Here is a 14,561-nt window from a genome sequence, read left to right on the forward strand (position 1 = left end):
TCACCACAGATCTTGCAAGCTGTGTAGTACCTGTAGGAGCGGGTTTACCCGCGAAGAGGCCGGTGCAGGCGCTACAAGGCCTTGGCCAGAAACGCCGCAGTGCGGCTTTCAGCACACCCGGCCACCACCTGTGGCGTGCCGCTGACCACCACCTGGCCCCCGGCATCCCCGGCCCCAGGCCCGATGTCGATCACCCAGTCGCTCTGCGCGACCACCCGCATGTCATGCTCGACCACCACCACGCTGTGCCCGCCATCGACCAGGCGGTTGAGCTGCACCAGCAGCCGGTCGATGTCCTGCGGGTGCAAACCGTTGGTAGGTTCGTCCAGTACATACAGCGTCGCCCCGCGGGCCATGCGCTGCAGCTCGGTGGCCAGCTTGATGCGCTGCGCCTCGCCGCCGGACAGTTCGGTGGCCGGCTGCCCCAGGCGCAAATAGCCCAGGCCGATGTCCTGCAGCACCTGCAGGCAGCGGCGCGCCGCTGGCTGCTCGGCGAACACTTGCAGGGCCTGGTCGACGGTCAATTGCAGCACCTGCGCGATGTTCATGCCTTGCCAGCTCACCGCCAGGGTTTCCGGGTTGTAGCGAGCGCCATGGCAGGTCGGGCAGGGCGCGTAGACGCTGGGCATGAACAGCAACTCGACACTGACGAAGCCTTCGCCCTCGCAGTTCTCGCAGCGCCCCTTGGCAACGTTGAAGGAGAAACGCCCGGCATCGAAGCCTTGTGCCTTGGCCTGTTCGGTGGCAGCGAACAGCTTGCGTACATGGTCGAACAGGCCGGTGTAGGTGGCCAGGTTGGAACGAGGCGTGCGGCCGATCGGTTTCTGGTCGACCTGCACCAGGCGCTTGATGCTGCCAAGGCCGGCGCTGACAAACCCGCCGCTGGCCTGTTCGGGTTCATCTTCCAGGCTCTGCTCCTCAGGCTCGCTGCGCAGGTCGGCATGGCCCAGGTGCGCCCCCACCAGCTCCAGCAGAGCCTGGCTGACCAGGCTCGACTTGCCCGAGCCGGAAATACCGGTGACGGCGGTAAAGCAACCCAGCGGGAATGCGGCACTGAGGTCGTGCAGGTTGTTGCGGCTGATGCCTTCGAGCTTCAGCCAGTCGCGGGCCTGGCGAGGTGTGCGCGTGGCCTGGGCCAATGTACTGAACAGGTAGGCCCGGGTGCATGACTGCTCGACCCGGGCCAGGCCGGCGGGCGGCCCGCTGTAGAGAATGGTGCCGCCATGCTCGCCAGCGGCAGGCCCTACATCCACCAGCCAGTCGGCACGACGCATGGTATCCAGGTCGTGCTCCACCACATATACCGAATTGCCAGCCTGCTTCAGGCGCTGCAGCGCTTCAAACAGGGCTTCGCTGTCGGCCGGGTGCAAGCCGGCCGACGGCTCGTCCAGCACGTAGATCACGCCGAACAATTGCGAGTTCAGCTGGGTGGCCAGGCGCAGGCGTTGCAGCTCCCCAGAGGACAGGGTAGGGGTGCTGCGTTCCAGGGCCAGGTAGCCCAGGCCCAGGTCGAGCAGGGGGCCGATGCGTTCGAGCAGTTCGTTGGCGATGCGTTGCGCGGCGAGGCGTTTTTCCAGGGTCAGGTTGCCGTCGTGCTGCTCCAGATAGCCTGGCGCAGCAACCTGACGGAACACCTCGGCCAGCGCCTGCAACGACAACCGCGACAGCTCGCCTATGTCGCAGCCGGCGAAGGTTACGTCCAGCGCCTCACGCTTGAGGCGCTTGCCCTGGCACTGCGGGCATGGGCTGGGGCGCATGTACTGCGACACACGCTTGCGCATCTGCGCGCTCTGCGAGTGCATGAAGGTGTGCAGCACGTAGCGCCGGGCACCGCTGAAGGTGCCCTGGTAACTCGGCTCGAGCTTGCGCTTGAGCGCAGCGCGGGTCTGCGCCGGGGTCAGGCCGGCATACACCGGCACCGTGGGTGTTTCTTCGGTGTAGAGAATCCAGTCGCGTTGCTGCTGGGGCAGGTCGCGCCAGGGGGTATCGACGTCATAGCCCAGCGTCACCAGAATGTCCCGCAGGTTCTGCCCCTGCCAGGCCATCGGCCAGGCCGCTACGGCCCGTTCGCGGATGGTCAGCGACGGGTCGGGGACCATGGTCGCTTCACTCACTTCATAGACCCGCCCCAGCCCATGGCACTCCGGGCAGGCACCTTGCGGGGTGTTGGGCGAGAAGTCCTCGGCATGCAACATCGGTTGCCCGGCCGGGTAGCTGCCGGCGCGGGAGTAGAGCATGCGGATCGAATTGGACAGTGTAGTCACGCTGCCCACCGAGGAACGTGCACTCGGCGTGCCGCGTTGCTGCTGCAGGGCCACGGCCGGCGGCAGGCCTTCGATGGCGTCGACGTCCGGCACGCCGACCTGATCGATCAGGCGCCGGGCATAGGGCGCCACCGATTCGAAGTAGCGGCGCTGGGCTTCGGCGTAGAGGGTGGAGAAGGCCAGCGAGGACTTGCCCGAGCCGGACACCCCCGTGAATACCACCAGCGCGTCGCGAGGGATATCCACATCGATGTTCTTCAGGTTGTGCTCGCGGGCGCCACGAACGCGAATGAAGCCGGTGGGGGCGGGTGAACGTGGCGGCATCTGAGCGGTCCTTGGCGGTTGAGAGCACTCACGTTAGCAGTATTTGTGGTGCCTGTACCGGCCTCTTCGCGGGTAGCCGATACAGCATCAGGATCTTGGCTCGCGGGTGCCCAGCACGTCGCGAATGTTGTCCACCACGTTGCTGTCCTTGATCACATCGCTCAGCCAGCCTTCCAGCGGCATGTTGCCCCACTTGATGGCGCGTTCGATCAGGTAAGGCACCGGGCTCTGCGGTTCGCTCTGCTTGAAGAACTGGGCGATACCCGCAAGCATGGTGAAGGCTTCGTCGCGGGTCAGGGGCGTCGTGCGCATCGGCGCAGGCGTGGTGGCCTGGACGGGTGTGTTCATCGGTTCACCTGCTTCGCTGGTGGGGGCAACAGTGGCTTCGGGTTCTGCCGCTGCCACAGTGGCGGGGTGCAGTTCGACACCGCGGTCCTTGAGCAGTTTTTCAGCCAGCTGGCTGGCGCGCGACAGCATGTCGGCAAGGCTGGCAAAGCTGGGCGCCTCATGGCCGAACAGGCGGTCGGCACTGGCTTGCAGGGCTTTGCAGGCCTCCAGGCTGGCGGCGATCTGCAGGGCCTTGGTGCGCAGGTGTTCGGTGTCGCTAAGCGCCACCGAGCGCTGGAAGATTTCGGCGTTGATCTTGCCTTCGTTCAGCGCGGTCTGCATTGCCTTGGGGTTCTGCAAGGCAAGGTTTTCTACGTAGCGTGATTCGTCATAGCGCAACACGCCAAAATTCTGCCCTTGGGTAATGGGCAAGCCACCGGCAATGTCGGTGAGCGTGGTCTTCAGCCAGGACAGCCGCGCAGCGCGTTCGTCCAGGCCATCTTCGAGTGTTGGGTACAGCGTGTCCCAGAATGCTTCCAGTACCTGTTCGGTCAGCCGAAGGCCAAAGGTGATGCCTTCGAAATGTTCACGCTGGGCCAACCCTTCGCTGAGCCAGGCTACCAGCATCAGGTCCTTGCTTTGCTGCGCCAGCCCTTGGGCCGACAGGTTGACCACCTGCTCCCAGTCGGCGGTCTTCAGGTCGGTTTGCCAGTCGCCCTGGGTCAGGTAGTCAGGGTCTGCCCGGCGCGCCTCCTTGATCTGGTCGAACAAGGCAGAGAAGCTCAAGTCTTCGCCACTGCCACCCTCGATGGGTGCGGTCAGCGTTGCCAGCGAAAGGTCATTGAGGATTTCAGGCATAAAACACTCTGGTCATGGCAGATGAACAGCGTGCCAGGTCACCTGGCACGCTGTGGGATGTGGGCCGCCGTAGCGGCCCCCGGGTACGCAGGTTATCAGGCAAACACTTTGTTCGCGGTGCGGTCCCAGCCGCCGACGATGTTGCCGCCAGCCTGGCCGTCGGTGCGGTTCTGCTGGGTGTAGGTAGTTTTGATGCGGGCGAAGTTGAAGCTGATTTCTTCGACCGGCAGGTCGCTCACAGCCTTGTCTTCACCGTTCTGGTTGCCACCGGCGATGAAGCGCACCGAGGAGACCACGACTTCTTCCATGTCGATGGTCAGGTAGGTGACCTTGTCACCACCGGCGCGGTTCACGTTCAGCTTCAGCTTGGCGATGTGCTTGCCGGTGCAGCAGTGTTCGAACAGCTTGGCCGAAGCCTTGTCGACCGCCTTGCGGATCTTGAAGTCGCTCAGGGCAACACGCTCGGACGACGCACCGCCCGAGGAGCTGGCGGTAGCCGAGGTGGCCTGGGTGGCGCCGTACTCGTAGCCCAGCACTTCGATCCAGTCCTTGTGCTTTGCATCCAGTACTTCGCCCGGGATGCCGTCGATTTGGATATACGCGTCAAATGCCATTGTGAAACTCTCCATTAACAACATTTAAAGGGTTGCTCATGCGCCCCTTGGTTTTGACCTCGCCGAACCTGTCGGCAGAGGTAGCTTTCCGCTACCCGGGCCTCCTCCTGTGAGGCCCGGGTAGCCGGTTCTTGCAGCGGGCTTCAGTTGAGCCCGCGTACTTCGATTTCCACCCGGCGGTTGGGCTCCAGGCACTTGATCAGTTGCGCCCGCGGTTGCTGCAGGTCGCAGTTGACCAGCGGCTTGCGGCTGCCTTCGCCCTGGGCGACCACCAGTTCGGCAGGTACGCCCTTGCCGACCAGGTAGGTGCGAATGGTCTGCGCCCGCTGTTTCGAAACCTGCAGGTTGCCTTGGCTGTCGCCGAGCTGGTCGGCGTGGCCGGAAATGATAATCTTGCCGATGTTGGGCGTGTTCAGCAGTTTGCTGGCGATCGCGCTCAGCTGGCTCTGGCCTTCGCTCTTCAGGCTCTGGAAGTCTGCGCGGCCGAAGGCGAACAGGGTGTCGGACTCCAGCGTGATGGTCTCGATCGAACGCAGCGACTGGGCGCGCAGGCTGTCGATGTAATTGCGCGAACTGGACATCAGGAAGGCGTTGTCGAGGATACGCGGCACATCCGGCTCACGAATCTGGTCGCTGTAGAAGGTGATCTGGCGGCTGGCGTACAGGTAGTCCTGGTTGCCGCCGGCCTCGCTGGCGGCCGCGGCCATGCTCTTGCCGGTATGGCGAGCGATGGCCGGGTACCAGTAGTCGGGCAGGTGCGCCTTGAGAAACGCCGGGTCGGCGTTTTCGCGTCGGGCCGGCGAGAGCATCACGTAGGTATCCAGCGCCGCCTTGCCGAAGTCGGCGATCGACTGCGCGCGGTTGTCATGTGGCAGCGCCTCGGCCTCGACGCTGTCCACGCCGCTCACAGGCTGCAGTTCGCGGGTGTTGCGCTGGTACACCTTGATCGTGGTCAGCAGGTACAGGGTGCGGGTCAGGTTGTCTGCCGTGGGCTTGAGCATCACGTTCTGCAGCGTGGCGAAGTAACGGCTGCGCAGCAGCGGCTCGACCTCATGGCCCTGGTACAGGCCTAGGCGCATGCCCAGCGGCACGCCCTGTTCGCGGTGCTGCTGATAGTAGTGCTCGGCCCAGAAGCGCAAGCGGTCAAGGCTATGCCAGGCGGCGTACTGGCCGCGGGCAGCCTGGTCGTCGGCCTTGGCCTGGGCCAGTTCGTCGGCGATGCTGGCCAGGGTGGCGCGGTTGTTCAGGTACGACCAGCCCCACAGGCTGCACAGCACCAGGGCTGCCAGGCCGGTGGCGGCAACCCAGCCCGCCTTGCGCCGGCGCTCCCGCGTGTTGCTGGTGTACAGCGCCACCAGGTGCTGGTCAGGGATGATCACCTTGCGGAACAGGCTGTTGATGAACAGCGGCGCCGGCTGGCTGACGGCAGTGGCGGTGCCTTCGGCATGTTCGAGGGCGAAGCGTTCGGCCACATGCTGGCCGTGGCTGCCCCACAGGGCTTCGTCGGCCTGCAGTGCGGCAGTGAAATAGAACCCGCGCAGCATTTCGGCATTCTGGTACGGGTTGGCACGCAACAGGCTGTCGACGAACTGCTGCAGGCGCGGCTTGAGCGCGGCCAGCTCCAGCGGGAAGCGGTAGGCAGCGTTGTTCTGCCGGGTGACCTGAATGTCCTGCTGCACCAGGTGCTGGCTCGCCACCTGCTGCCAGTAACCGGTCAGTTCGTCCATCGCCTTGCCGAAGCGCTGGCCCCAGTCGGCCTGCGCGTAACCCTTGTGCGAGAAGGTCTTGCCCATCACTTCACCACGCGCAGCGTCATCCAGCTGGCGGTAGAACGGGGTGAAGCCGGGGATCAGGTCACACTTGGTAAACACCAGGTAGATCGGCAGGCGCACTTCCAGCAGCGCGCAGCTTTCCTGGATCCGTTCACGCAGGCGCTTGGCCACGCGGTCCTGGTCCTCGGCCGAGCCATGCAGGATGTCGGCGATGCTGACGCTGACGATCAAGCCGTTGAGAGGGCGGCGTTGGCGATGCTGGCGCAACAGCTGCAGGAAGCCGCGCCACTTGCCGGCTTCTTCGGGGCTGTTCATGTAGCGCCCGGCGGTATCCAGCAGCACGGCTTCGGAGCTGAAGAACCAGTCGCAGTTGCGCGTGCCGCCAAGCCCCGCAACCCGTGCGCCTTCGCGTTCGGCATAGGGGAAGTTCAGGCCCGACTGCAGGATCATCGTGCTCTTGCCGGCGGCCGGCTGGCCGATCACCAGGTACCAGGGCAGGGCGTACAGCGCGTCCTTGGCCGAGGTGCCGCGAGGTGTGTTGCTGCGCAGGCGCTCGATGCTCTGCAGCAGGCGTTCGCGCAGCAGGCTTACTTCTTCGCGGTCGGCGGGGGTGGCGTTGAGTACCGCCTGGTCGGCATCGTCGCGCAGCAACCCTTCGAGGTTGTGGTGCTGGCCGGCGCCGCGGTACAGCAGCAGTACATAGCCCGCCGACAGCAGCAGAAACACGCCGATACCGGCCAGCAGGCTATGCAGCGAGGCGAAGCCCAGGGCGCAACCGATGGCCCAGACCAGGAAGATCGCCAGGAAGAACGCCACTCCCAGCAGGTAGGGTTGGTAGCGCAGGCAGTAGTACTTGATCTTGTTCATACAGGTGTCGCATCCAGCGCATCGACGAACTGGTCGATGACATGTTCAAGAGATCGGTCGTAATCGTGCAGCCGTGGCGGTACCGTCAGCGGGTCGAGCGGCTCCAGATGCTGACCTGCTTCGGCGCAACCACTGAGCAGGCGGTAGGCACAGTTGGCGTGGCGCGTCGGCAGGCAGTACAGCCGTGGTTTCATGAAGTCGTCGGCCAGCAGGCTCACCGCCGGCACGCCGGGCTGCCGGCTCATGCGGGTCAGCCAGGTCAGCCAGAGGTCGGCGGTAGGGTTTTTCAGGCCGCGTTCGGCCGGCAAGGGCAGCTCGATGCCACCGGCGAAATCGTTGTGCAGCACGGCTCGGCTTGCCTGCAGCAGCGCAAGCGCCTTGTCACTTTTGAAGTCCGGCCAGGAGCGCAGCAGGGCGCGGGCGACATCGGCCAAGCTGAAATCCTTGAGGAATTTGGCGTGCACCTGGCGAAACAGGTCGAGGTCCTGGGCCTGCAGCGGCCGCAGGGCCTTGATGCGTTCGAACAGGCTGGCGCAGTCAGCGCCCTGCACCGCCTGGTGCAGCATCGGCTTGATCTGCGCGCTGAACAGCTCGCCGAGGGTGAACGGGTTCACCAGCATCGTGGCTCCCTCGCCCTTGAGCAACTGGAAGATGAAGAACGGGTAGCGTCGCTGGCTGGCATCCCGCGAGCTGAGCAGGCCACCCAGCAGCCAGTTGCCGTTGCTCGCGCGGTAATTGAAGAAGCACATCGGCAGTGCGTCGAACAATGCCTGCCAGTCTTCGCGGTGGCGCATGGCCGCCAGCGCAGACTGCAGCCAGGCGTCGAACTCGCAGACTTCTTCCGCCGCGCCATGCAGGCTGACGAAGTCTGCGCTCGACGGCAGCTTGCCGAAGCAACCGATCATTGGGCGCCCCTGTCGTTGAGGGCGCTCAGCGCCTTGACATCACCCAGGTCGGTCAGTTTCACCCCACCGAAGTTGCGCACTACAAGGCTCACGCGGCCGCTGGCGGTGTTCCAGCTGAAGCGTTGCTGAATGCCGTCCAGGTCTTCGACCCGGGCGCTTTCGTTCATGCGCAGCAGGCCCCAGCGCCCGGGGAAGTCGAACACGGTGACCCGCGCGCCACTGAGGGTGACCACATCCAGGCGGGCACCCGGAGCGTTGCTGGTGCCCGGCCAGGCGAAGCGGTTCCAGCTACTGCGGCCGTTGCGGTAGTGCTGTTCCTGGCCATCGAGGGTGAACACGATGTCGGTGAAGTTGGCAGAAGGTTCCAGCATGATTTCGAAGCCGTTGTCACGGTCCGACAGGCTGGCGATCACCTGGCCCACGGAGCTGGCCTTGTCGATGCTGTTGAGCATGCCTGGGTTGACCAGCGCCGGTGCCTTGCCGTCGCCCACACCCAGGCCTTCACCCCCGGCCAGGTTGCCGATTTCGTTGCGCTTGAAGGCCGGCAGCAGGCCGCTGTCGGGGTCGACGAAGCGCTGCAGGTCCTTTACCGACGCCTCGTTGCGGCTGCTGCCGGCAATCGGGTAGCGGTGCGCCATGACCTGTTCCCAAGGCTTGGCGATCTGCTGCGCCCAGGCCTTGGCGATCTGCTGGCCGGCCGGGTCGCGCAGGGTCGCCCAGGCATACTGGATAGGCAGGCTGAACAGCCCCTGCAGCGAGCGCGACAGGCCGTCCTGGCTGGTGTCGACGCTGCTTTCCACATAGTTGCGCACGTTGGTGACTTCGCTCGGCTGGCCTTCCAGGGTCTCGCTGATCAGCTGCTTGCTGCTCTTGCCCACATCCTGCGAACGCTGGATGTTGTTCATGCGCACCTTGAGCTTGCGCAAGGCGGCCAGGTAGCGGTCCATGATGGTGCTGTCGGCGCCTTCGGCGTTGTTTTCGGCAAATACCCGCGCCACCGGTTCGAAGCGCTTGGCCAGGCTGCCGTCGTCCACCGCCGGCAGGGCCGGGGCGACGTTGGCGGGCAGGGCGTCCTTGGTGTCGAGCAGGCCGGAGACCTTGCTCCAGAAGCCGTCTTCGCGGGTACTACCGGGGGCCGGGATGGCGTGCTTGACCGGCAGGTCCCACTGGGTGTTGTCATTGACCGCCGCCAGCAGGTTCTTTACCGGCGAGTTCTGCACATCGCTGAGCAGCCCCAGCTGCTGGGTGGCCGAGGCCAGGTCGGCGAAGTGGCGTACCCCCACGCTGCTGACCATCTTGTACCAGGCCTGGGTGTAGTCGCGCTTGTAGCGGGTCATGAACTCGCGCACGAAGTTGGCCTTCTGCACGATGGCATCGCCGCCTTCACCGTCCAGCACCCAGTCAGACTCGTTGCGCAGGTTGCCCGACACCAGCTTGATCAGTTCGGGCTTGACGAAGGTGTCCCAGCCCTGGCGGGTATAGATTGCCGGTACGCCAGCAGAGCCATACAGCAACGCGCGGCCCGGTTGCGGCACCAGGTCGTTCAGGCTCAGGGCCGGGAACTGGCGGCTCGACTCGAGTTGCAGGCGCAGGTACTCGCGATCGACCAGCGAGCTGGAGATCATGAACGACTTGAGGTTTTGCCGGGTTTCGTTGATCAGCTGTTCGTTACGCGGCAACGACGGCGCCTGGCCTTGTTCCAGCAACTGTACGTAAAGCGGGGCATTTTCTGCGATCACGGCTGCGTCGGCCGGAGTGCCTTCGGTGGCGGCGCTGGCCCAGGCCTGGGGCAGGTTGGCAGCGACGAAGGCCGGGTCCGGATGGCCTTGGGGCTCGGTCAGCAACAGGTACAGCTTGAGGGTGTTGTAGGCATCGATGATCGAGGCCACCTGCTGTTCGTCGAGGCGCCCGAGCATTTCTTCGGACAGTGACAGGCCACCGGTGGTGGCAGACAGCTCGGCGGCATCGCTGGCGGTGGCCAGGTTGACCTTGGCGGCATAGGCACCGGCGCGGCTGTTGCCCAGCGCAGCCTGGGCCTTGGCTGCAATGGCCGGGGCCAGCGGCTTGCCATTGCGTTTTTTCGGTGTCGGGGCCGGGGTGAATTCCAGCTCCTGGTTGATACCGTTGGCGAAGGTGTTGAAGGCCCGCATCTGCACTTGCAGGCTGCGTGCGATCGGCTCCAGCGCCTGGCTGCGCAGTTGCGCCAGGTAGGCGGTGCGAGTCACCTGGTGGATGGCTTCGCCATGGTACAGGCCACCCCCCAACTGCAGTGGTACACCCTGCAGGCGATGGTTTTCGACGCGGGCCATCTGTTCGCGCAGCACTTCCAGGCCCTTGCCAGCGGCCAGCTGCTGCTCGCGGTCTTCTGCCTGTTCGATCTGCGCCAGCTGCCCGCGCAGGCTGTCCAGCCATTGGCGGTTATTGGTGAACGACAGTGCCTGCCAACCGATGAACAGCAACCCGGTGGCGGCGGCCAGGCCCAGCAGCAGCGGGCTGAACGCGGCCTGGCGGCCCAGGCGCGACTGGTACAGGGTCAGGTCGCGATCGGGGAAGATCACCTGGCGGAAGGTGTCGGTGATGAAGTAGCTGCGGTTGCCCGCGGCCTTGCCGACGTTCTCGGTGTGCTCATCGTAGGCGGCTTGCAGGGCGAATTCGTCGGCGATGACGTCTTCGTATACCTGCCCCAGCTGCTGCCCGGTCTGCAGGGCGCTGGTGAAGTACAGGCCGCGCAGCAGCAGCGGGGCACCGCCGCGATGGCCGCGGGTGAAGTGCTCCAGGAACTGCTCGAGGACACCGCTGAGTGCGGCGAAGTATTGCGGGAAGTTCAGCAGGGTGCTGTCGGCTTCGGCACCGAGGGCGATCACCTGCGCGTCGACATGCTGGCGAATGTGGTTCTGCAGGTTGCCCAGGCGCGTCTGCAGCACGGCGTGCAGGCCGTTGTTGCGGATTTCCGACAGGCCGAAGGTCATGCCCAGCGGTTGCTGGCGTTCATGCAGGTCAAGGCCGTCGAACGCCTGGCTGAAGCCCGGCAACTGGTCGGTCTTGCTCAGCATCAGGTAGACCGGCGGGTTGGCGTCGAGGCACTCGGCGTATTCTTCCACCCGCGCCACCAGCTGGGCCGCCAGGGCATTGCGTTCGTCGCTGTTGGCCGCCAGCAGCTCGGGCAGGCTGACCACCATTACCAGGCCATTGATCGCCGCCTTGCCGCGCTGCTTGCGCAGCATGCGCAGGAAGGCCGAGAACTCGCTGGCCGACTGGTCATCACGCAAATAGCGGCCGGCGGTGTCGATCATTACCGCGTCGGGGCTGAAGTACCAGTCGCAGTGCTGGGTGCCGCTTTCGCTGTCGTTGGCCGTGGCAATGCTGGCCGACAGGCCGGAATGGGTCAGCAGCGAGGTCTTGCCGGCTGCCGACATGCCAACCACCAGGTACCAGGGCAAGTCGGACAGTGCCGCCTTGCCACCGCCTCCAGCGGAGCGGTCGGTGCGCAACATGGCAATGGCATGCTTGAGGCGTTCGCGCAGCACCTGCTGGTCACGGAACTCGCCAGTGGCATTCCACGAGCGATCAACCTCGATCTGCAGCAGGTTCTCCAGGTTGTGCTCGGCGCGAATGCGCTGGTATTGGCGCAGCACGATCACCAGCAGGAAGCAGGCGCTGATGATTGCCAGTGCTTCGGGCAGGTGCTGTTGCAGCCATGGCAGCAACGGGGCGACCAACCAGCAGGTCAACAGGCTTGCCAGCCACAGCAGCAGCAGGAGAAACCAGAAATTCTTCAAAAGGCGCAGTAATGTTTTCATGTCTTCCTGACTCGGCTACCTGACGTTTGCTCAGGCACTGAACAGCTGGCGGATTTGTTCGGAAAGGGCGGCGACGTCCTTGTCCAGCAACCAGTCCAGCGTCAGGTACACGGCGACGCAGACCAGCGCGATCAGCGCCAGGTAAACCCACAGCGGCACCTCGTGGCGCAGCATCTGCGACACCTGGTCGGGCAGTGCCCAGTCCGGTGACAGTGCTTTGGGCGCCTTGCGGTAGCGGGCAATATCCTGGCCCAGGGTATTGGCCAGGTAGCGCAGCTGGTCTTTCTGGCCGAGGCTGAACTTGCCCTCGAAGCCCAAGGCCAGGCACAGGTGGTAGACCTCGAGCACATCGATGTTCTGCTTGACGTCGGCACGCAGCGCATCGACCTTCTCGAAGAAGCCTTCACCCGCCAGGTGCACGCCGAAGTAGCGGAACTGCAGCGGCTGCAGCTCGAAGTGCTGGCGCAGCTGGTTGTCGCTCGCGCGCAGCACGCTCTCGTCGAGGAAGGCACACAGCGCGTACTGGGTGTCCTTGACCTGTTCGGCGCTGTAGTTGGCAGCGCGGGCTTCGCGTTCCAGGTTGGCGAAGAAGCGTTCCACGCTGGCTTCGAAGGCCGGCACCGAGGTGACCTGACGACCACGCCGCACGATCAGGGCCATGCTGATGAAGTCCTGGACCAGGTCCTTGAGCGTCGGTTTGTCGTTGGCGGCCGCGACGGCGCCCTGTTGCAATACGGCTTCGGTCATTTGAGCACCGCCATCAGTTCAAGCTTGAGGTTGGTAAAGGCGCTGGGCGCGTAGAAGCAGATGGTCTGGGCATTCATCATTCGCTCGTAGACATGGCCATGCGGCTCGATGGCGAAGTACTGGTTGTCCAGGCGCACCGGTATTGCGTTGGGCAGCCGTGCGGCATGGTTGAGCGTGACGCCGGGCATCGCGCTGTTGACCACCACCTCGATGTCTTCCGGCGAGCCGACCTTGAATGCCCGCGGTACCAGCTCCAGCAGGCTGGCACCAGGCATGTCGGCATGGACCGAGATATAGAAGTCGGCCTCGGTCAGGCGTGGATCGTGCAACTGGCCCTGCCAGTACGACGGCTTGGTCTGGTTGAGGTTGATGACGATGCACTGGTTGGGCACCACGTTGTCGAGCATCACCCGGATCATCTCGTCGAGCTTGACCAGCGACGCGGCCGGGTCGTGATGGTCGTATTCGGGGATGTCGCTGAGCTGGGTGTCCAGGGTGAACGTCAGCAGGCCACCCGCCAGGTCGGCGAGGAACAGGTACAGGCGCTCGGGGTGCAGGCGCGGGTGCGCCAGCAGATGGGCCAGCTGCGGGTGGGCGCGGTTGACGGTGTTCAGCAGCCAGAACAGGGTTACGTCGCTGGAGCCGAACTCGGCGATCTGGTCGGCGCGTTCGCGGCGTCGGCCGGACAGAGCCTTGCTCTTGGCCTGCAGGGCGCCGAGCAGGCGCTTGCCGATGCCGGCCAGGGTCTCGTGGCTGCCCAGATGCAGAGTGGGGTGGACGAAATGCGGGTCGAGATTGAAACCGCCCATGCTGTTGCGGGTCAGCCTGGCCAGCGGGCAGTGGCTGTAGCCGTCCAGGCTGTCACCGTCCACCAGCAGCACCACGTTCAGGCGCAGGCTGGTGATTTCGTTTTCCAGCTCGCCTTCATTGAGGTCGGGCAGGGTATCGAACTGCTTGCGGAAACGCCGCGCGGCCTTGTGTTCCTGGCCGTCCTCGACATAGTTCAGGCCGAATGGCTCGGGCAGTTTCAAGGCAGCATGGACCTTGAGGTCGTTGGCCTTGAGCAGGTCCTTGAGGTCGCGGGCAGCCGGCAGCGGGTCATGCTGCGGCGCGTCGTACAGGCTGCCATCGGGGAACACCAGCTTGAGGCGCTTGAGCTGCAGCGAACCGTTGGCCAGGGCGTCCTCATCCACCTGCAGTACCTGCACACCCCAATGGAATGGGGTGGTGCGCAGGGTCGCCTCGGCCAGCTGGTGCTGGTGGAACTCATCCTGGTACTGGAAGTGCTGGGGCAGCAGGAACATGCCTTCCGACCACATCACCCGGCTCTGCTTGCTCATTTGACGCTATCCACTAAAGAGTTGAAGGTTGAATCCATGGTGTTCTGTGCCGATTTGCTGGCGGCATCGCTGGCCTTGTCGAGCACGGCGTCCTGCACCTTGTCGGTGAGCGTCGGTGCGTTGTCCCGGGCCTTCTGCGCGGCTGCCAGCTGGTCGGCAGTCGGCGGTTTGTTCAGTACGTCGACGCCACGCATGGCGCTGATTTCGGTGTTGTCCACCAGCACCCGCAGGCCGTCGGAAGAGAACCAGATACCGTCCTTGCGCAGCGAGTTGGCGTCGAAGGCGACCTTCCAGCGCGCGTCCTGTTCGTTGCGGAAGAAAGCTGCCACGCCGACGTAGCGAGCGCTTTTGGCCAGTGGCCATTGGTCGATCTGGCCGATGCCCGGCAGCAGGGTGATTTCGCGGGCTTCCACCAGGGTGTTGCCCAAGGCCTTTTCCGGGGTGTCCCACAGGGTCTCGGCATCGGTCGCGGCGAAGCGTTCGAGGTCGGTCAGCTGGTACACGCGCATCACCACCGACAGCGGCTTGCCCTCGGCATCGGGGTTGAGCTGGTTGCCGCCGTCGGAGGTCAGGATGACCTTTTCGCTGTCGGCCAGCATGTCGGCCGCCCAGCTGTCTTCCATGCGCTTGCCGATACGGTCGGTGACCCCGCAGCCGGCCAGCGCCACCAGCAAGGCAGCTGTGGTCAGGCGTTTGAGGGCGGTGTGCTTGTGTTGCATGACGGCAAAACCTCCGTGTACTGG

The 14,561-nt window shown here is 64.7% G+C and carries 9 protein-coding genes; all 9 read right to left on the bottom strand.

What is annotated here, in order from left to right; all coding sequences use genetic code 11:
- Nucleotides 1-71: 71 nt before the first annotated feature.
- Nucleotides 72-2,588, bottom strand: a complete 2,517-nt coding sequence (gene uvrA, locus IMX18_RS10415) for an excinuclease ABC subunit UvrA (RefSeq protein ID WP_217191354.1) — start codon at nt 2,586-2,588, stop codon at nt 72-74.
- 87 nt (nt 2,589-2,675) lie between these two features.
- Nucleotides 2,676-3,773: a type VI secretion system protein TssA gene (tssA, locus tag IMX18_RS10420; protein ID WP_003260519.1), complete on the bottom strand. Its 1,098-nt coding sequence runs from the start codon at nt 3,771-3,773 to the stop codon at nt 2,676-2,678.
- Nucleotides 3,774-3,868: 95 nt separating this feature from the next.
- Nucleotides 3,869-4,387 carry an Hcp family type VI secretion system effector gene (locus IMX18_RS10425; RefSeq protein WP_013972759.1) on the bottom strand — a complete coding sequence of 173 codons (519 nt, stop codon included), beginning with the start codon at nt 4,385-4,387 and terminating at the stop codon, nt 3,869-3,871.
- Between the two features lie 143 nt (nt 4,388-4,530).
- Nucleotides 4,531-7,026 (bottom strand): type VI secretion system membrane subunit TssM, encoded by a 2,496-nt coding sequence (tssM, locus tag IMX18_RS10430; protein ID WP_085720313.1) that lies wholly within the window; start codon nt 7,024-7,026, stop codon nt 4,531-4,533.
- Nucleotides 7,023-7,931, bottom strand: a complete 909-nt coding sequence (gene tagF / locus IMX18_RS10435) for a type VI secretion system-associated protein TagF (RefSeq protein ID WP_217191352.1) — start codon at nt 7,929-7,931, stop codon at nt 7,023-7,025. Before tagF ends, tssM begins: the two co-directional genes overlap by 4 nt.
- Nucleotides 7,928-11,731 carry a type VI secretion protein IcmF/TssM N-terminal domain-containing protein gene (locus IMX18_RS10440; protein WP_191472661.1) on the bottom strand — a complete coding sequence of 1,268 codons (3,804 nt, stop codon included), beginning with the start codon at nt 11,729-11,731 and terminating at the stop codon, nt 7,928-7,930. Before IMX18_RS10440 ends, tagF begins: the two co-directional genes overlap by 4 nt.
- Nucleotides 11,732-11,761: 30 nt before the next feature.
- A complete protein-coding gene (gene icmH / locus IMX18_RS10445; protein WP_013972755.1) occupies nt 11,762-12,478 on the bottom strand; it encodes a type IVB secretion system protein IcmH/DotU in 717 nt (238 codons plus the stop codon).
- Nucleotides 12,475-13,818, bottom strand: coding sequence for a type VI secretion system baseplate subunit TssK (tssK, locus tag IMX18_RS10450; protein ID WP_013972754.1), 1,344 nt, complete (start codon nt 13,816-13,818; stop codon nt 12,475-12,477). The genes icmH and tssK overlap by 4 nt, the downstream gene beginning before the upstream one ends.
- On the bottom strand, nt 13,815-14,537 hold the full coding sequence (tssJ, locus tag IMX18_RS10455) for a type VI secretion system lipoprotein TssJ (protein WP_015270495.1): 723 nt from the start codon (nt 14,535-14,537) through the stop codon (nt 13,815-13,817). The genes tssK and tssJ overlap by 4 nt, the downstream gene beginning before the upstream one ends.
- Nucleotides 14,538-14,561: the final 24 nt, after the last annotated feature.

It is taken from the genome of Pseudomonas shirazica (genome assembly GCF_015168335.1).
GTDB classification, from domain to species: domain Bacteria; phylum Pseudomonadota; class Gammaproteobacteria; order Pseudomonadales; family Pseudomonadaceae; genus Aquipseudomonas; species Aquipseudomonas asiatica.